The sequence below is a fragment of the Streptococcus sp. 27098_8_99 genome (assembly GCF_041431935.1).
In the GTDB taxonomy this organism is placed as follows: domain Bacteria; phylum Bacillota; class Bacilli; order Lactobacillales; family Streptococcaceae; genus Streptococcus; species Streptococcus parasanguinis_D.
In genome coordinates this window covers 14,544-33,101 of the sequence record NZ_JAPVYQ010000005.1, presented here as the reverse complement: position 1 = coordinate 33,101, position 18,558 = coordinate 14,544, and the positions used below count along the sequence as shown (strand labels likewise).

At 44.9% G+C, this 18,558-nt stretch carries 18 protein-coding genes; 2 read left to right on the top strand and 16 right to left on the bottom strand.

The genetic code is table 11. The annotated features are described in order from the left end of the window. Positions 1 to 39: 39 nt before the first annotated feature. From O3605_RS04000 to O3605_RS03975, 6 genes are all read right to left on the bottom strand, one after another. A complete protein-coding gene (locus O3605_RS04000; RefSeq protein ID WP_049498211.1) occupies positions 40 to 1,209 on the bottom strand; it encodes an SIS domain-containing protein in 1,170 nt (389 codons plus the stop codon). 83 nt (positions 1,210 to 1,292) lie between these two features. Next, entirely contained in the window at positions 1,293 to 1,697 is a 405-nt protein-coding gene (locus tag O3605_RS03995; protein ID WP_003002366.1) for a PTS sugar transporter subunit IIA, read from the bottom strand. A gap of 11 nt (positions 1,698 to 1,708) precedes the next feature. Further along, positions 1,709 to 2,530, bottom strand: a complete 822-nt coding sequence (locus tag O3605_RS03990) for a PTS system mannose/fructose/sorbose family transporter subunit IID (protein ID WP_003002374.1) — start codon at positions 2,528 to 2,530, stop codon at positions 1,709 to 1,711. Further along, the gene (locus tag O3605_RS03985; protein ID WP_003013827.1) at positions 2,517 to 3,431 is read right to left on the bottom strand and encodes a PTS mannose/fructose/sorbose/N-acetylgalactosamine transporter subunit IIC; all 915 of its coding nucleotides are present in this window, start codon (positions 3,429 to 3,431) and stop codon (positions 2,517 to 2,519) included. The genes O3605_RS03990 and O3605_RS03985 overlap by 14 nt, the downstream gene beginning before the upstream one ends. Positions 3,432 to 3,457: 26 nt before the next feature. Continuing rightward, on the bottom strand, positions 3,458 to 3,934 hold the full coding sequence (locus O3605_RS03980) for a PTS sugar transporter subunit IIB (RefSeq protein WP_003009322.1): 477 nt from the start codon (positions 3,932 to 3,934) through the stop codon (positions 3,458 to 3,460). Continuing rightward, complete coding sequence (locus tag O3605_RS03975; RefSeq protein ID WP_049498210.1) at positions 3,931 to 5,718, bottom strand: glycoside hydrolase family 35 protein; 1,788 nt, start codon at positions 5,716 to 5,718, stop codon at positions 3,931 to 3,933. Before O3605_RS03975 ends, O3605_RS03980 begins: the two co-directional genes overlap by 4 nt. 131 nt (positions 5,719 to 5,849) lie before the next feature. Between O3605_RS03975 and agaR the strand changes: the two genes are divergently transcribed. Further along, positions 5,850 to 6,566 (top strand): transcriptional regulator AgaR, encoded by a 717-nt coding sequence (gene agaR / locus O3605_RS03970; RefSeq protein ID WP_049498209.1) that lies wholly within the window; start codon positions 5,850 to 5,852, stop codon positions 6,564 to 6,566. 184 nt (positions 6,567 to 6,750) lie between these two features. Here agaR and purB read toward each other — a convergent pair whose 3' ends face one another. The 6 genes from purB to purD all read right to left on the bottom strand — a co-directional run bounded on the left by purB (position 6,751) and on the right by purD (position 12,453). Further along, positions 6,751 to 8,049 carry an adenylosuccinate lyase gene (gene purB / locus O3605_RS03965; RefSeq protein WP_003009314.1) on the bottom strand — a complete coding sequence of 433 codons (1,299 nt, stop codon included), beginning with the start codon at positions 8,047 to 8,049 and terminating at the stop codon, positions 6,751 to 6,753. Between the two features lie 53 nt (positions 8,050 to 8,102). Next, the gene (locus tag O3605_RS03960; protein ID WP_045613324.1) at positions 8,103 to 8,330 is read right to left on the bottom strand and encodes a hypothetical protein; all 228 of its coding nucleotides are present in this window, start codon (positions 8,328 to 8,330) and stop codon (positions 8,103 to 8,105) included. Between the two features lie 8 nt (positions 8,331 to 8,338). Then, entirely contained in the window at positions 8,339 to 9,289 is a 951-nt protein-coding gene (locus O3605_RS03955; RefSeq protein ID WP_371585298.1) for a ketopantoate reductase family protein, read from the bottom strand. After that, a complete protein-coding gene (purK, locus tag O3605_RS03950; protein ID WP_371585297.1) occupies positions 9,290 to 10,381 on the bottom strand; it encodes a 5-(carboxyamino)imidazole ribonucleotide synthase in 1,092 nt (363 codons plus the stop codon). Next, positions 10,368 to 10,856, bottom strand: a complete 489-nt coding sequence (purE, locus tag O3605_RS03945; RefSeq protein WP_000805606.1) for a 5-(carboxyamino)imidazole ribonucleotide mutase — start codon at positions 10,854 to 10,856, stop codon at positions 10,368 to 10,370. Before purE ends, purK begins: the two co-directional genes overlap by 14 nt. Before the next feature lie 334 nt (positions 10,857 to 11,190). Beyond that, complete coding sequence (purD, locus tag O3605_RS03940; RefSeq protein WP_371585296.1) at positions 11,191 to 12,453, bottom strand: phosphoribosylamine--glycine ligase; 1,263 nt, start codon at positions 12,451 to 12,453, stop codon at positions 11,191 to 11,193. Between the two features lie 182 nt (positions 12,454 to 12,635). Between purD and O3605_RS03935 the strand changes: the two genes are divergently transcribed. Further along, positions 12,636 to 13,649 carry a GBS Bsp-like repeat-containing protein gene (locus O3605_RS03935; RefSeq protein ID WP_371585295.1) on the top strand — a complete coding sequence of 338 codons (1,014 nt, stop codon included), beginning with the start codon at positions 12,636 to 12,638 and terminating at the stop codon, positions 13,647 to 13,649. A gap of 54 nt (positions 13,650 to 13,703) precedes the next feature. On the opposite strand, the gene purH is transcribed toward O3605_RS03935, so the two are convergent. The 4 genes from purH to purF form a co-directional block, all read right to left on the bottom strand. Next, positions 13,704 to 15,251, bottom strand: coding sequence for a bifunctional phosphoribosylaminoimidazolecarboxamide formyltransferase/IMP cyclohydrolase (gene purH / locus O3605_RS03930; RefSeq protein WP_371585294.1), 1,548 nt, complete (start codon positions 15,249 to 15,251; stop codon positions 13,704 to 13,706). A 75-nt stretch (positions 15,252 to 15,326) separates the two neighbouring features. Continuing rightward, positions 15,327 to 15,875: a phosphoribosylglycinamide formyltransferase gene (purN, locus tag O3605_RS03925; RefSeq protein WP_371585293.1), complete on the bottom strand. Its 549-nt coding sequence runs from the start codon at positions 15,873 to 15,875 to the stop codon at positions 15,327 to 15,329. 184 nt (positions 15,876 to 16,059) lie between these two features. Then, positions 16,060 to 17,082 carry a phosphoribosylformylglycinamidine cyclo-ligase gene (purM, locus tag O3605_RS03920; protein WP_186823056.1) on the bottom strand — a complete coding sequence of 341 codons (1,023 nt, stop codon included), beginning with the start codon at positions 17,080 to 17,082 and terminating at the stop codon, positions 16,060 to 16,062. A 29-nt stretch (positions 17,083 to 17,111) separates the two neighbouring features. Then, the gene (gene purF / locus O3605_RS03915; protein ID WP_070505193.1) at positions 17,112 to 18,551 is read right to left on the bottom strand and encodes an amidophosphoribosyltransferase; all 1,440 of its coding nucleotides are present in this window, start codon (positions 18,549 to 18,551) and stop codon (positions 17,112 to 17,114) included. Between the last annotated feature and the right edge of the window lie 7 nt (positions 18,552 to 18,558).

The following is an 18,558-nucleotide window of genomic DNA, read 5'->3' as shown; positions in this document are numbered from 1 at the left end:
ACAAGAAGAAACACTCCACTTTTTATAGAAAATTAGTGGCTATTCTTTATGAAATGGATGAATGATCACCCCTTGAACAACCCGATTGACGGTACCAGTCGGTGAAGGTGTGTCTGGGCGATTTTGCACCTTGAGCGAAGTCAAGAGAGAAATCAATTGACCGTAGATAATGTAAGGGAAGGCACGGTAGATATCTAGTGAGTCTGCAGAAGCTTCCACTAACACTTCCCGTACATGCTCGATCCCTGCAGCTTGATCGGTCAAGAGGACGACTTGACGGGCAATCTGATCTCCTGCAACTTCGCGAACTAAGTCCAGATCATACTGACGGGTATAAGGATCAATGGATCCAAAGACCAAGACGAGAGTTTGGTCATTAATGAGGGATTTTGGACCGTGACGGAAACCGACAGGACTCTCATACATGGTTGCGATTTTGCCTGCTGTTAATTCCAAAATCTTGAGCTGGGCTTCATGAGCTAGACCAAAGAAAGGTCCTGCCCCCAGATAGATCACGCGCTCAAAGTCTAGATCGACCACTTCTTTGACCGCACGGTCCTTCTCCAAGATTTGCTCAGATAGATGAACCAGCTCTTCTACTCGTTTTTCCTTGATCTCTTCCTCGCTTGGATCAAAGACCAAGAGAGCTGTCAAGAGCATGGAGGTGAAGCTGGATGTCATGGCAAAGCCGGCATCATTGGTTTCTTTAGGTTGGAGAAGCAAGAGATTGCGCTCATCCCCATGCGCCTGCAAAGCCAGTTTTCCTTCTTCAGCACAGGTAATGGTGATCTGATAGAGCTCATCGACCAGGTCTTGGGCCAACTGCACGGTGGCGACACTTTCTGGCGAATTACCACTCCGGGCAAAGGATACTAAAACCGTCGGAACCTCTTTTTTCAAATAGGTTTGAGGATGAGCTACGATATCCGTCGTCGCAATGGATTGGAAATTCCAGTGGCGTTCATCATGCACTTCCTGCAAGTAAGGAACCAAGGTATCACCCACATAGGCTGAGGTCCCTGCCCCTGTCAAGATGACCTTGATATAGTCATGCTCTTGTCCAATCTTTTCTAAGAAAGCTTTTATTTCCGCTTTTCTTTCTTGGTACAAGCGAGCCGTTTCTTTCCAAACCCTTGGTTGTTGGTAAATCTCACGTGTTGTGATCTCTGCTCCTAGCTCCTGCAAGTCTTCTTTTGTATAGTCTAACATAGAACCTGTTGTTCCTTTCTACAATCTAACGTTGATAAATGGGAAAGGAGTCTGAGATGATGCTCCCAGACTCCCCTACCAACCTACTCATCTTCATCATCATCAAGGTTTGACAAGAGGTCATTTACCTTGACAATACTTTCTTTTGCACGTTCAGGGTAGTCCCCTTCATTACCAGTCAGGCTACTATTGATGAATTCGATGACCATCGGAAGATTCATCCCTGCGTATAAGTCAATCGCACGTCCTTCAAGGATCAAGCGACTCACAGTGTTGCAAGGAGTTCCTCCCAAGAGATCGGCAAATACAATATAGTCTTCTAGACCTTGGACTGTTGCTTCAAATTTAGCGGTAAAGTCTTCTGGCCCTTCTTCTGGTAAGAGTGCAACCGTATGGATGGATTCTTGTGGCCCCATAATCATCTCTGTGCTAGCTTTAAGCTCTTCACAAAAGCGACCATGGCTGACCAGTACTAACTCTTTTGCCATACCCTACTCCATTACTGCATGCCGAAGCAGAAATGACCAAAGGCAGAGAAGGCAATCGCTGCGACGATAATCAACAAGATAGCTTTAGTTGAGTTCATTCCTTTACGTCCAAGCAACCAGTAAATCACACCTGTGATAATAGCTGGAACCAAGCGTGGGAAGATCAAATTGAGCATGTCTTGGATATCGATGGCTTTGTCCCCGATGTGTGGCATCCAGGTTACATCCACATTGATCATCGTTGCAATCAAGGCACCGACCATGAAGATACCAAGTACAGAAGCTGCTTCGATCAAAGCTGTCAAGGTACTTTGCATGTTGTTGATTAAGTTGGTACCTTCTTTATAAGCGAATTCCAACTGTTTCCAACGGAAGATATCATAAGCAACTGCCACAGCAATCCAAAGGAAGATACCCCATGGTTGACCTTGTGACGCGATGGTTGCTGCAATAGATCCCATAATAGCTGGAACCAAAGATCCAAAGATAGAGTCTCCAAGAGGGGCAAATGGTCCCATGAGACCTGTCTTGATCCCGTTAACCGCATCTTTAGAGTTGACACCATCTTTTTCTTCCAAAGCCAAATCAAAACCAGTGATAATGGTGTGGAAGAATGGAGAAGTATTGAAGAATTGCGTATGCAATTTCATCATTTCTTTCAATTCAGGTGTGCCATCTCCATACATTTTCCGCAATTGTGGAAGAAGCATGTAAAGGTAACCAGAAGCCTGCATCCGTTCGTAGTTCCAACCTAATTGGAAGGTGAAGAGGCTACGTTTGTTGATTTGTTTAAAATCCTCTTTAGTGAGTTTGTAGTTATTAGAATTCGTCATCTTCAATTTCCCCGCTTTCTACATTGCTTGCTGGAGCAGCTACAACTGTACGTTGGCTGTTTTTAAAGTGTTGCACTGCAAGGAAGATACCGATGATGGCAACCCCGATCATAGATACAGATTTGAAGTTGTTTGTGAAGGCAACCATTTGTTCTTTTGGAAGTTTTGCAAACGCATCTGTTCCAAGCATAGCAGAAATTGCAGCACCAACACTTTGAACATTGCTGTAAAGCACTGTCAACATCGCTGTCAAGCCAAAACCAAGGGCAAGATAGTGAAGGTGACGTTTCACAGGCAAGTAGTGAAGCAAGATCGCAAATCCAAGACCAGGAAGCATACGTCCTGCAAGAGTCAAGCCGTTTGCGAACCATTGATATTTTGCAACAAAGTCAACAACAGATTGGACAAAAGCACCACCAAAGGCAAGAGCCAAGAAGACTGGAAGGGCACGAGAGAGAGCCCAAGGAACAGCACCAAGAAGGTAGTTGCGTTCAATCCCTTTATAATCAAAGCGTTCGATCGCCGCATCAATACGGTGTGCAAAGGCAGTAGTACTCATACGGCCAAGGATATCTGCATAGGTCAAGAGAGCAGCTACGGGAACGGCAATAGTTGAAATCGCAATTTCTGGTTTAATACCTTGCGCTACTGAAAAGGCAGTTGCAAGAACGGCACCAGAAGTGGCGTCAATACGAGAAGCTCCACCGAAAGTACCTACACCGAGCACTGTCAATTGGAGAGACGCTCCGATAAAGAGACCTGTTCCTAAATCCCCCATAACAAGTCCTGTAATGAAACCAGCAAAGACTGGTGAGCCTGCTGATGAAACAATCGTCAACTCATCACAGATTTGATAAGCTGAGTACAAAGTAAGTAGTAAAATTTGCCACCATTGTATCATGACAATTTCCTCCTAAAAATTTTCTTTTACTTTAATAACTTCATAAAGTCTTCTGCAGTGTCGTTTGGCACCATTTGAGACGTAATCTTTACACCTTTTTCGTGGATCTTGTTGAAGTCTTCCACATCCGCATCCACCACATTGATCGAGCGGGTAATCGCGCGTGTCTCATCGGATTGAGACATATTGCCGACATTCAGCGTTTCAAGCTGAACGCCTGCTTCGATCAAACGAAGGAAACGATCAGGTTTGCGAGCTACGATAAAGAGTCGTTGGCTATCATATTTTCCAGCCAAGATATTTTCCGCAGCCTTTGCGACTGGCAAGATACTGAGCTTAACACCCGGCGGTGTCGCTAGTTTCAAGCCACTTTTTTCGATATCATTTTGAGCGACTTCATCATCGATCACCATGATACGTGAAACATTTAGTTTGGTAGTCCAAAGATTGGCTACCTGCCCGTGGATCAAACGTCCATCAATACGGCATCCTACAATAGTCATAAGTTTTCCCCCTTTACTTCTTTGAATGTAGGTTGTTGAACAAGTTCAAGTGTCTCTTGGTAACGCCCTTCTGTCTCAAAGACGATCAGGCTATTAGCTCCTTCTTTGAGGAAACCATGAGGCACGTAAAGTGAAGTGGTCGGTCCGACTTCCCAGAAACGACCGATATGGTGGCCATTTACAAGAACGATCCCTTTTCCAAATCCAGTCATATCAAGGAAGGTATCCTCAACCTGATCTAGATGAAAAGCAAATTGATAAAAAGCTGGTTGACCTTCTTGCCATTCTTTCGAAAAATCCAAGCGGTCCAGTTGGCTAAAATCAAGCGCATATTGTTTCCAATAAAGCTTGAAATGAAGATCGATACAAACCCCAGTTCGGATTCCTTTTCGTTGGGTATCCGCTAAGAGTTTGTGCCCATAATTGACTCTTCCCATGTTTTCGATCAAGAGTTTTAAGTTTGTAATCGTTTTCTTTTTTCCGTTTAAAAAAAGATCTTGACCGATTTCTTCTTGGTATTGAGTGGCAATCAACTGATCATTGGCATACACCTGTACCCGATCACGCGCATCAATGATACGCAAGCGCTCTTCTTCCGCATCCATTTCCACTTCTGTCTCATAGAGCAGATAGCCTAATGGGTGGTCGATTTCTTCCATGGTCTGTGGGTAAAGACTTTCTGTGACTTGAGCAATCTCGTTTAAATTGCCGAACAAACTAGTCTTTTTGGTCAACTCCAATGTTCGTTCAGATAAACTCGACTTCACAAGCGGATCCATCTGTGGATACTCTGGATAGTAGGTCGCCATCATTTTTTGAATAGCATAATACTTTTCCGTCGGATTGCCCTGCTCATTGAGCAAAGCCCCATAGTCATAGGATGTCACCTGTGGCAAATCAAGCGTACCCCGAGCTGAGCAACCATTCATGAAGCCGAAATTGGTTCCGCCATGAAACATATAGAGATTGATGGAGCCGAGCTCCAAGACCTCATGTACAGCTTCTGCCAACTCCTCTGGGTCCCTTCGAATCACGGGTTCCTTCCAGCGGGTAAACCAGCCATCCCAGAATTCCATACACATCAAGGGCCATTTCTTGCCGTATTCGTCAAAGAATTCTTTCATCTGACCAAAGTTATAGGCTGCTTTGGAACCGAAGTTTCCCGTCACAAAGAGGTCTTCTTCAATCAGGGTTCCTGTTCTTAGCGTTGCTCGCCATGGCCCATCCGATGTAAAGAGAGGACAGGTCACGCCTTTTTCCTTCATCAAATCCCGAATGGCACGCAGATAATCCTTATCTTCTCCATAAGAGCCGTACTCATTTTCCACCTGCATCATGAGGATTGGACCACCTTGATCCACTTGGTAGGGTGTCAACAAGCCAAGCAAGCGATCATAATAACGATCCACCGCTTCGATAAAGGCTGGGTCTGATGAGCGGATTCGCAGGTCTTCTTCCAAGAGCCAGGCTGGTAATCCACCAAATTCCCACTCTGCACAGATAAAGGGCGACGGCCTTACAATCATGTAAAGTCCTAGGGACTGGGCTGTTTGAATGAAACGCTCTAGATCCAATCGACCACTAAAGTCAAACTGCCCTTTGCGGGGTTCATGCGCATTCCAAGGGACATAGGTCTCAACCGTGTTAAAACCCAAAGCCTTTAGATTATACAAGGAATGATACCAGTCTGCTGGGTCAATTCGGAAATAATGGATCGCTCCGGATAAAATCTTGAAGGGTTGATCTTTTAAATAGAAAGCATCGCGAATCTCAAAAACTCCCATAAACGCCCCCTTTCTTATATGTAACCCTTTTCATTTATTAATATAATAAATTATTTAAAAAATGTCAACACTTTTATAAAAAATATGTTAAAATAGGGTTAAATAAGAGAAATCTAAAGAGAGGTAGCACTATGGCAATTCCAAAGTACCAACACATCAAAGATGAATTGAAGCAGCAAATTATCTCCGGAAAATTTGAAAATGGAGATAAATTTTATACTGAAGCTGAACTCATCAAAATTTATGATGTCAGCTCTATCACCGTTGTCCGTGCTTTGAACGACCTCGCTGCTGATGGCTACATTGTCCGTCAGCAAGGAAAAGGAACCTTTGTTTCTCGTGCTCGAAAACACAAACTGGTAGAATTTTCAGATGTTGAAACCTTCCCAATCCAAAAGGCCAAAGTCAAAGTTCTCTCTATTAAACGTGGAAATACCTTGAGCATCCTAGACAAACTAGGCCTCAACCCAACGCAATTCTATTATAAAATCGAACGGACTCGCCATACAGGGGATGATACCTATATCTTCCACCAAACCTATGTTCCCGAACAATACATCAATCCAAACTATCCAAATTTGGAATACTACAGCTCTATCTATGATCGCTTCAAAGAAGACTACCACATTCATATGAATGACGAGCACTTCGAAGAAGTCAACGAAATCGTCTTTCCTACACCAAGCAAGATTGCTAAGGTATTGAAGATCGACGAAAATTTCCCAACGGTCAAACAAGTGAAGATGACCAAGCTAGAAGCGACTGGCCAAATCCTTGAATACACGGAAACTTATAAACGCGGTGATTACTACAAGATCAAGTTCATCTCCTGTGACCGCGATCACTAAGAACCAAAAAGACTGAGACATCTCGGTCTTTTTTATAACTCCATTATAGCATGTTGAAAACGATTTCTAAAGACCTCTTTAAAAATATATATAATTAGTGATAATTTAGCTATAAAAAGTTTAAAAAGAAGCAGATTTCTCTGCTTCTTTTCGTCTATTTTTCAAATTCCCTTTTTCGTTGCGATTAGTCACCCAAACCGATGCGTTCGAAGATTTCATCCACCCGTTTGGTGTAGTAAGTTGGGTTAAAGATTTCATCGATTTCTTCTTGAGTGAGGCGTGATGTCACTTCTGGGTCTGCCTCAAGAAGTGGTTTGAAGTCTACTTGGTTATCCCATGATTGGGCAGTCTTCGGTTGAACAAGGTCGTAAGCTTGCTCACGTGTCATCCCTTTTTCAATCAAAGTCAACATGGCACGTTGGCTGAAGATCAAACCAAATGTAGAGTTCATGTTGCGAATCATGTTTTCTGGGAAGACTGTCAAGTTCTTAACGATGTTTCCGAAACGGTTGAGCATGTAGTCAATCAAGATGGTTGTGTCTGGTGCGATGATACGCTCAGCTGATGAGTGAGAGATATCACGCTCATGCCAGAGTGACACATTTTCGTAAGCTGTGACCATGTGACCACGGATCACACGCGCAAGACCTGTCATGTTTTCAGAACCGATCGGGTTGCGCTTGTGAGGCATTGCTGAAGATCCTTTTTGACCTTTGGCAAAGAACTCTTCCACTTCACGTTGTTCAGATTTTTGAAGACCACGGATTTCAGTTGCCATACGCTCGATAGAAGTTGCGATGCTCGCAAGAACTGCAAAGTACTCAGCGTGAAGGTCACGAGGAAGGACCTGTGTAGAGATTTCTTGAGCACGGATACCCAATTTATCGCAGACGTATTTTTCAACAAATGGTGGGATGTTGGCAAAGTTCCCAACTGCACCAGAAATCTTACCAGCTTCCACACCAGCAGCCGCATGCTCGAAACGCTCGATGTTGCGCTTCATTTCGCTGTACCAAGTAGCCAATTTAAGACCAAAAGTTGTCGGCTCAGCGTGCACACCGTGGGTACGACCCATCATGATAGTGAACTTGTGCTCTTTCGCTTTGTCAGCGATGATGTTGAGGAAGTTTTCAAGGTCCTTACGGATGATGTCGTTGGCCTGTTTGTAGAGGTAACCATAGGCAGTATCTACTACGTCAGTAGATGTCAAACCATAGTGAACCCACTTACGTTCTTCACCAAGCGTCTCAGAAACCGCACGTGTGAAGGCCACCACATCGTGACGAGTTTGCTGCTCGATTTCCAAAATACGGTCGATGTCAAAGTCCGCTTTTTCACGAATCAAAGCCACATCTTCCTTAGGAATTTCTCCCAATTCAGCCCATGCCTCGTCAGCCAAGATTTCCACCTCAAGCCAAGCACGGTATTTATTTTCTTCAGTCCAAATGTTCGCCATTTCTGGGCGAGAGTAACGTTCAATCATGTTTAATTTTCCTTTCTTTTGATGTATTACATCAGCTAGCAACCAACAGTCTTTTACTCAAATTCTTCTTTTCCAATCCACACTGACGGATAGTGATCCAGTGTGTTCAAATCCGTATCCAGTGGGACATCATAGATAGCTAGATAGTTTTCAGGATATTGAGCCGTTAGCTCTTCATACTTAGCTTTTACTTTTTCGTGATCGCTACTAGCATACAAGACCTCGACTACTGCTCCAGTCTTATCTTTTTCAACAAATGCGTTGACGATGAGTTGAATCATAAAACCTCCTAAATCGAAATGCCCTTCATATTTGCTTCCAGAATGGGCATCTTGACACCTAACTCCTTACCGGTCTGATAGACACTTTGACAACAGTAGAAAATATCCTGTTTATCATTGTGTAAGGTCATGATTTTTCGTGTCAGCTCATTTTTCGCAAACATGATTTTCATGGCTTTTCCTGCAATCCAAGCGGGAATTTTGTAAGGTAAGAGTTCAGCTTTATAAAGCTTCAAATTTACACCACGTGCTTCTACGACTTTCAAAGCCTCTCGAATGGCCTTGATGGCCAATGATAATTCCGAAGAACTATTCATCAAGTTCAGAGCCAGTTCTTCTGGATTTTCCAAATTCCCCGAACGCGCAGCTGTCGAAGTGACACCTGCATTAATCGCCATGTGAATCCAAATCCACTCGACCATATCATGAGGCACTTCCCACTTCAAATCTGCAGAAGTCAGTAAAGTCGTCAGATCACCATAGTTAGAAATGTGTGCTTTTTGCTCACCTTCTAGCATTAAATGATCAAATAGGACACCATCCAAATGGTTCTCTTGCATGTGACCGCCCGCTGTCGGAAAGGCCAGAATATAGTCGTAATCCCCTGCCCACTCTTGGACCTCTTTTCGAGTATCCCAGAAATTGCAGAAGAAAACGAGAGTGCTTTTGATATTATTTTTTTGCAAGGTCTCCACAGCTTCTTTGACAAACCCATGGCGCACACTGAGAAAAATAAAATCATATTCCGAATCGACTTCTGCCACACGAACCTCATAGGTGTCGTGCTTATTTTCACCCTTGGAATGGTAGCGACCATCTAGCAGTTCAACTGACAACTCCTTCGGAGCAGTGCTTTTCTTACTATCTCTCAATACATGTTCTACTTGATGGCCTGCTTTTTGAAAGGCGTAGGCATACGTGGTCCCGATAACCCCAAGTCCTAGAATCGCTATTTTCACTTAAAAATCAATTCCTTTCCCAAATTCAACCACATTATCTGGTTCATCACTAAACAAGGTCACATGTCCCATCTTGCGGTTGTGCTTCGCTTCTATTTTACCATACAAATGGAGGTGGGCGCTTGGATTTTCTGTCACATATGTTTCAGCAGCCTCGACGTGTTGACCGAGAACATTGAGCATGACGGCTGGCGCATGGAGGTGGATTGCTGGAAGTGGCGCTCCCAGAACACCCAAGATATGTGTGTCGAATTGTGAGAAGTCGCAAGCTTCAATCGAGTAGTGCCCTGAATTGTGCGGACGTGGCGCGATTTCGTTGACAATGATGTCATCAGCTGTCGCAAACATTTCCACACAAAGGGTTCCAGACAGGTTGAGTTGTTCAGCGATTCGAACTGCCATGGATTTAGCCTTGTCTGCTAGACTTTCTGAAATGCGTGCTGGCACAATGGTTTTAGACAGGATATTGTTGCGGTGGATATTTTCCTGAACTGGGAAAACCGTCACATCCTTGCCATTTCCTGACACGATGACAGAAATTTCGAGGTCAAAATTGACAAATTCTTCCAAGACACAGTCAGCTGAGTCGGCTAACGAATTGGCTTCTTCCAAATCTTCTGCTGAACGAATGACCTTCTGACCATGCCCATCGTAGCCACCGGTCGCAGTCTTGAGGACATAGTTTTTAGACAGGTCTATATCTGTCAAGTCTTGGCTAGAAGTCACAACCTTGTAAGGTGCCACGGTAACTTGAGCCTTGTTTGACAAAAAGTCTTTTTCAAAGATACGGTTTTGAGAAATACGAAGCAGGTCGGTACCTTGAGGGAGTTGTCCATCCTTGATGACAGCATCTAGACCATCAGCATCTACATTCTCAAATTCATAGGTGAGAACATCGCAACGCTCAGCCAATTGACGAAGGGCATCCACATCATTATAAGGTGCCACGATGATTTCCGCCACACGGGAAGCTGGGCAATCCGCTGCTGGGTCCAGCGCGATAACCTTGTGCCCCATGTAGATAGCAGAAATGGCCATCATCTGACCAAGCTGACCGCCACCGATAATTCCGATTGTTTTAGATGAGCTCATTTGTCGACTCCTCTGCGATTTTTCCTTGTTCTTCTGCGAAATCTGCCAATGCTGTCGCAATAGCCTGATCCTCGACTGAGAGGAGACGGAGGGCAAAGAGGGCTGCGTTTGTCGCACCCGCTTCACCGATAGCCATTGTCGCCACAGGCACGCCACCCGGCATCTGGACGATAGAGTAGAGCGAGTCCACGCCACTAAGGGCACGTGATTTGACCGGTACCCCAATGACAGGAAGTGTTGTTTTTGCAGCGACCATACCTGGCAAGTGAGCAGCGCCTCCCGCACCTGCGATAATGACTTTGATACCACGGCTACGGGCCTCTTCTGCATGCCTGAACATGAGGTCTGGTGTACGGTGTGCGGAAACAACTTTCTTTTCGTAGGCTACACCGAATCGGTCTAGGACTTCTGCTGTTTTTTGCATGGTCGCCCAGTCAGATTTTGAGCCCATGATAATGGAAATTACTGGTTTCATTTATTCTCCTTTTTTGATAATCGTCTATTGTAGTGCGGACGTAAGCGACCGCCTGTAGCGTTCCATTACTAAAACTGGAGCCTTAGTCTCCAGTTTTCCGCTCCTAGTAGCTCTGCTACTAGGAGTTCCACTACTGCGACGATTATCTTATACTAGCTCGCTCACGCTCGCAAATCAAACGACCATTATCGTGTTTGGCGACTTCATCGCCTAATATAGCATTGATATTCGAAAACTCGAAGAAAATCATAGAGTGACAAGGCAAAGCGACGAAGATAGAACTAAAGTTCATCAAGGAGCTTTAACACAGTCAATCGAAGATTTTCAAAGAGTTTTATTTATTCGCCTTGCTACCAATATCCGTACGGTAGAACAAGCCTTCTGTGTTTTGTTTGTTGAGTTCCTTGTAGATAATGTTTTGGCCGTCTTTGACGGTATCTGCTGTTGTGACCAGCATGTAGACACGTCCTCCGTTTGAAAGAAGGTCTTGGCCATTTTCAGCGAATTTAGCACCAGCATAGTAAGTGATGATGTCGCCTTCTGTCTTAGCTGGAAGCTTGACACCTTTCTCATAAGCGAGTGGGTATCCGTTTGAGGCTACAACCACGCCTAGTGTCACACCCTTGTCCGTCCAAGTGATAGTTGGCTCTTTGCCTTCCAAAATGTCAGTGATGTTTTGTGCAAAGTCAGATGTCAAACGAGGCAAGATGATTTGTGTTTCAGGATCACCAAAACGTGAGTTGAACTCGATGACTTTAGGACCGTCAGCTGTCAAGATAAGTCCCGCATAAAGGACACCAAGGTAGGGACGCCCTTCTTTGATCATGCCTTCAAGAACGGGCTTGACAATGGTGTCAACCGCTGTGTCAACCACACTCTGTGGCAAGTGAGGAACTGGCGCATAGGCACCCATCCCACCAGTGTTAGGACCCTTGTCGCCATCATAAGCACGTTTGTGGTCCTGAGCCGTTGGCATGATGTAGAACTTGTCCCCATTGACAAAGGCAAAGAGAGAGAACTCTTCCCCGTCAAGGAATTCCTCGATGACCACACGCGCACCTGAATCACCGAATTTATTGTCCAAAAGCATCTCGTGAGCAGCTTCGACGGCTTGCTCAACCGTTTCAGCAACGACGACACCTTTACCTAGGGCCAAGCCGTCTGCCTTGACGACGATTGGAGCGCCTTTTTCCTCGATGTAGGCCTTGGCTTCCTCAAAATCTGAAAATGTGCCATAGGCTGCTGTCGGAACGTCGTATTTGACCATGATTTCCTTAGCAAAATCCTTGGACCACTCCAGCTCAGCCGCAGCCTTTGTCGGACCAAAAGCCTTGAGAGCAGCTGCATTGAAATCATCCACGATTCCAGCTGCAAGAGCATCATCTGGACCGATAAAGGTCCAAGCAATATCGTTGACTTTTGCGAAGTCAATCAGTTTAGAATGTTCGGAAATTCCGATATTGATCAAATCCAAACCATCTAATCGCATCCCGTCATTACCAGGAGCCACAAAAACCTGCTCAACGTCCTTAGACTCCAACAATTTTTTGGCAATCGCGTGCTCACGACCGCCAGATCCAACAACCAAAAGTTTCATCTCGAACCTCTTTTGCGAATTATTTTATTAAATTATATCATAATCGTTCGTTTTATTCTAATGATTTCAGCAAAAGTCTCCTATTTTCAGTAGAATCCAAACATTTTTTGCTATTTTCTCCTATTTCTCATTTTTTTCCGAATAGTATAGGTGAGACCTACTAATTGACGAAAAGGAGTATTATGCAAACGATCAAAAAATTTCTCGTACTGACTTGTGCGACATGGGGGATGCAAGCCTCTATTGCTCATGCAGATCAAACGACCAATGCTATCTATGCCGAAAAAGGGCAGCTGGTGATTCATCTTGGAAACGTCCCGGATAAGTATCAAAAGATCCAAGTTCCCGTCTGGTCTGACCAAAATGGCCAAGATGACCTGATTTGGTATCCTGTGGAACGCAGTGACAAGGGATTTGACCTACAAGTACCATTGACCAATCATTCTGATCAAGCTGGACTTTATCATGTCCATGTTTATGGGGTGGAGGCAAATGAACAGCTAACCGGTCTTTACCCTCTCACGACCAGCGTCCAGCAAAAAGACCTGGCTTCTTCCCAGCCAAAAATCACGATCACACCCATCTCCTCACAAGAATTTGACATCCAGCTCAAGTTATTCGAAGACGTTGACGAGATTGTATTCCCCATCTGGTCTGAAGAAAATGGGCAGGATGATCTGGTCTGGTATCCCGCAAAGAAGATTGCACCTGGACATTTCCAACTGCGCTTTCAGGCTCAAAAACACAAGGGAAGCGGGCTATTTCATCTCCACGTCTACCAGAAAAGCCAAGGACAACTAAAAGGGCTATTCCCCACTACCTTTCAAGTGGAAAAGGCAAAGCTCACTCCACTCGCGACACCCCCGGGAAACACCTACCCCATTGGTGAGTGCACCTGGGGAGCCAAAGAATTAGCCCCTTGGGCCCACAACTGGTGGGGAAATGGCGGCATGTGGGCAGCTAGTGCACGCGCTGTGGGATTCCGGACAGGAGACACTCCAGAGGTCGGTGCCATCGCATGTTGGGACAATGGGGGATATGGGCACGTCGCCTTGGTTACGGATGTCGAACATGAACAAAAAATTCAGATCCAAGAGTCTAACTACAACGGCCATCGCTATATCGACAACTTCCGCGGTTGGTTCGACCCAACCAACTCCATCTGGGGAACCGTCACCTACATCTACCCAGATTAAGGTCTTCTTAATTAGCAGAAAAGACACTCATCGTTGAATGAGTGCCTTTTTTGATTAATGTCTAAAATGTCTGACGCCTGTAAAGATCATGGTCAAACCATATTTATCAGCAGCTTCGATTGACTCTTGGTCACGAACGGATCCACCTGGTTGGATGATCGCTTTAATCCCTGCTTTAGCGATTTCTTCCACGTTATCCGCAAATGGGAAGAAGGCATCGGAAGCAAGAACAGCGCCATCCAGACGGTCTTTAGCTTGGTCAATAGCGATGCGGACGGAAGCCACACGGTTGGTTTGACCTGGGCCAACACCAAGTGTCATGTGGTCGTTGGTCACGATGATCCCGTTTGATTTGACGTACTTGATAGCCTTCCAAGCAAACTCAAGAGCCGTCGCTTCTATCTCAGTTGGTTGGCGTTTCGTCACCACTTGCCAGTCAGCTGGGCTTTCTTTCACCACGTCTTGGTTTTGAACCAGGAGACCACCAACAACTCCTGTGTATTCTGCTTCCACTTCGCTAGCATCTTGAGCGTCAAATGGCAAGGCAAGGATACGCAAGTTTTTCTTCTTGGTAGTCAAGATTTCAAGCGCTTCGTCTGTGTAGCTTGGTGCAATGATGATTTCAAGGAAAACACCGTGCATCTTTTTAGCTGTCGCAGCGTCAACTTCACGGTTGAGGACTACTATTCCACCGAAAATCGATACTGGATCAGATTCATAAGCATAATCCCAAGCAGTTTCGATATCGTCAGCTTGACCAATCCCACATGGGTTCATGTGTTTAAGAGCCACAACGGTTGGACGGTCTTTGAAATCACGGATGATCCGAATAGCGGCATCAGCGTCACGGATATTGTTGAAGGACAATTCTTTACCGTTCAGCTGTTTCGCTGATGCAATGGAGTAATCCGTTGGCAAGGCCTTTTGGTAGAAGTCTGCATCTTGTTGAGGGTTTTCCCCGTAACGCATTGGTTGCTTAAGATCATAAGTCAAAGTGAGTTTTTCAGGTTTTTCTTCACCCACTTGAGCTGTGAAGTATTCAGCAATCAACGCATCATAGGCTGCTGTGTGGCGGAAGACTTTCGCTGCCAAACGTTGGCGAGTTTCGTAACTTGTTTCGCCGTTGGCTGCAAATTCGTCCAAAACCACAGCATAGTCAGCAGGGTCTACCACAACTGTTACGCTAGCGTGGTTTTTCGCTGCTGAACGAAGCATGGATGGCCCACCGATATCGATATTTTCAACTGCGTCCGCGTAAGTTACATCTGGTTTAAGAATCGTTTCCTTGAATGGATAAAGGTTGACCACCACAAGGTCGATCAACTCAATCTTGTTGACCTTAGCAGCCTCCAGGTGGCTATCGAGATCACGTCGAGCAAGAAGACCACCGTGAATATTTGGGTGAAGGGTCTTCACACGACCGTCCATCATTTCTGGGAAACCAGTCACATCGTCGATAGCAATGTTATCTACCCCAGCATTGTCAAGGGCAACTTTAGTCCCACCTGTTGAGATGATGTCCCAACCGAGTTTTTTGAGTTCTTGGGCAAATTCAACAATACCCGCTTTGTCTGAAACACTAATTAGTACGCGTTTAGTCATGTTCTTTCTTTTCCTTTTTTAAAAAAGTTCTTTATCTGCTACAGTCGAAAATGTTCTTTCCGATCAATTGCTTCCTTATTTTCGTGCAACTCCCAAAACATCCAACACTTCTGGATAGAGCTTGTACTCTGTTTCATGGATGCGCGTCTCGAAAGTATCAAGGGTATCCCCTTCAAGGCGTGGTACACGGACTTGCTTGATGACCTTACCGGTATCAACGCCAGAATCCACCCAATGAATCGTCACACCGCTCTCAGCAACACCCGCATTCCAAGCATCCTCAATGCCATGAGCACCTGGAAATTCTGGAAGATAGGCTGGGTGAATATTGATGATACGACCTTCATAAGCTGCTAGCAAGGTTGGTCCGACGATTTTCATATAGCCGGCCAAGCAAACCAAATCTATCTGGTGTTCATCCAAGAGTTTGACGATAGCTTCTTCATAATCCACTTTATTGTCAAATTCTTTGAGTTCAAAGGCATGGCTCACCACACCAAGGTTTTTGGCACGTTCTAAGACATAGGCATCACGATGATCTGAAAAAACAAATTCTACTGGAAATTGTTCCGCAATCACCTGAAAGTTTGAGCCGTTGCCAGAGGCAAAAACAGCAATCTTCATATTCGATACAAAGGGACGTTTCGGCTAGCCGAACAGTTTCGTAGAAAAATAGGAAATCATTGCTGGGGGCTTGCCCACAAAATGATTTCTCTTTTTTCCTAGAAAATGAGTCCCGTGTTCAGTTAGGCTTGCTAACTAAACACTCCTTTCTACAATTTCTCCGTATAAAATGGTGATAGCACCATTATTTAATCACCACACTTGCGCCATCTTTCTTCACAATCCGACCGATTTCATAAACAGGTTCGTCAAGAAGTTCTTTGACACGTTCAACATTTTCTGGTTTCACCGCAAGCATGAGACCAACCCCCATGTTGAAGATTTCAAACATTTCTTCATGTTTGATTTGACCATATTTTTCAAGGGCTTTGAAAATTGGAAGAACTGGCACTTTGCTTTCATCAATTTCAGCAGCCAAGTCATCTGAGAACATCCGTGGTACATTTTCGATGAAACCACCACCTGTGATGTGGGCAATACCGTTAACCAATTCTTCTTTGATGAGTGGCAAAGCTGCTTTGACGTAGATACGAGTTGGTTCCAAAAGAACGTCTTTAAGTTTTTTGCCTTCCAATTCTGGAAGAACTTCTTCACCTGTGTAATCAGCAAAGACACGACGAACGAGTGAGTAACCATTTGAGTGGATACCGCTTGAAGCAAGTCCAAGAATCACATCGCCTTCAGCTACTTTTGAACCGTCAATGATTTGAGATTTTTCAGCCACACCGACAGCAAACCCGGCCAAATCATAGTCATCTTCACCATACATACCAGGCATTTCAGCTGTTTCGCCACCAATAAGGGCTGCACCAGCCTGCACACAGCCTTCTGCAACACCAGCAACGACCTGTTCCAATTTAGCTGGTTCATTTTTACCAGTTGCGATATAGTCAAGGAAGTAGAGGGGCTCCGCACCTGCAGCGATGATATCGTTAACACACATAGCGACACAATCTTGACCAATGGTATCGTGTTTGTCGTACTTGATGGCAAGCATCAACTTGGTACCAACACCATCTGTACCTGAGATCAAAACGGGCTCTTTGACACCTGTTTTTGAAAGGTCGAACATACCACCGAAGCCACCGAGAGCTCCCATGACACCTGCACGTTCCGTACGAGCTACGTGTTTTTTGATACGTTCAACAACTTCATAACCTGCTTCAACGTCCACACCCGATTGGGCATAAGCATTTTTAGACATAATTTTTTCCTCTTTTTTCTTCTGCACTGCTCTTAATAGAAAGAAGTATGTTCTTTCAAACTTTCCACATAGCATTCTTCGTAGTCATACAAAGGCGTTGGATATTTTCCATCAAAGTAAGCCACACAAAGACCGCCATTTGGGGCATCTGTATCAATTCCAATAGAATCAATCAAGCCATCGATTGACAAATACGTCAAGCTATCTGCACCAATGATATCGCGTGTTTCCTCTACTGTGTGATTGGCAGCAATCAATTCCTTACGTGTTTGAATATCGATCCCGTAGAAACATGGGTAGGCAAGGGCTGGGCTACCGATTGCTACGTGGACCTCTGTAGCTCCTGCTTCTTTCAATAACTTCACAATCCGACGTGATGTTGTCCCACGTACGATAGAATCATCAATCATGACAACCCGTTTTCCTTTCACGACACCGGATACGGCAGAGAGCTTCATCCGAACCCCTTGCTCCCGTAGTTCTTGTGTTGGTTGAATAAAGGTCCGTTGGGTGTATTGGTTTTTAATCAAGCCCATTTCATTTGGTAGGCCGGATTCTTCCGCAAATCCCATGGCTGCACTAAGTGAAGAGTTCGGTACACCGACCACAATATCTGCTTCATGTTTGAATTCACGTGCCAATTGAGCCCCCATACGTTTACGTGCTGTATGGACATTGACTCCTTGGATATTGGAGTCGGGACGAGCAAAGTAGATATACTCCATCGAACAAACAGCCAATTGGGTGTCCGTTGTATAGTTATCGTAAGTGATCCCGTTATCATCAATAATCACAACTTCACCTGGATTTACATCGCGGATCCACTCTGCTCCAACCACTTCAAAGGCACAGGTTTCAGATGAAACCACGATAGCGCCATTGGCCATTTTCCCAATTGAAAGAGGACGGAAACCATTTGGATCCAAGGCTGCAATCAGCTTATCTTCCAGCATGAGAAGGTAAGCAAATCCACCTTTCACCGTATTCAAGGCTTCTTTCACCTTACCCATGAAGGATGGGTTGTGGCTCCGACGAATCAAGTGGGCCAAGATTTCTGAATCAGAAGTTGAGCTAAAGATCGCCCCGTTATTTTCCAACTCCCGTTTGAGGGACTTGGCATTGGTCAAATTCCCGTTGTGGGCCAGTCCAAACTGGGTATCATGAAAGCGAAAGAGGAAGGGCTGGATGTTATCCACCGAAGCTTCCCCAGCTGTCGCATAGCGAACATGGCCAATCGCTCCCGTCCCCGTCAACTTATCCAAGTTAGTAGGATTCCGAAACACTTCTGAGAGAAGACCCGTGTCACGATACCGTTTTAATTGACCCGCATCATTCGAAAGGATCCCCGCCCCTTCTTGACCACGGTGTTGAAGACTGTGTAATCCAAAATAAGTCAGTTTTGCAGCATCTGGGTGTCCCCAGATCCCAAAAATACCACATTCTTCATTAAGAGATTTAACTTCGTATGTCATTTTGTAT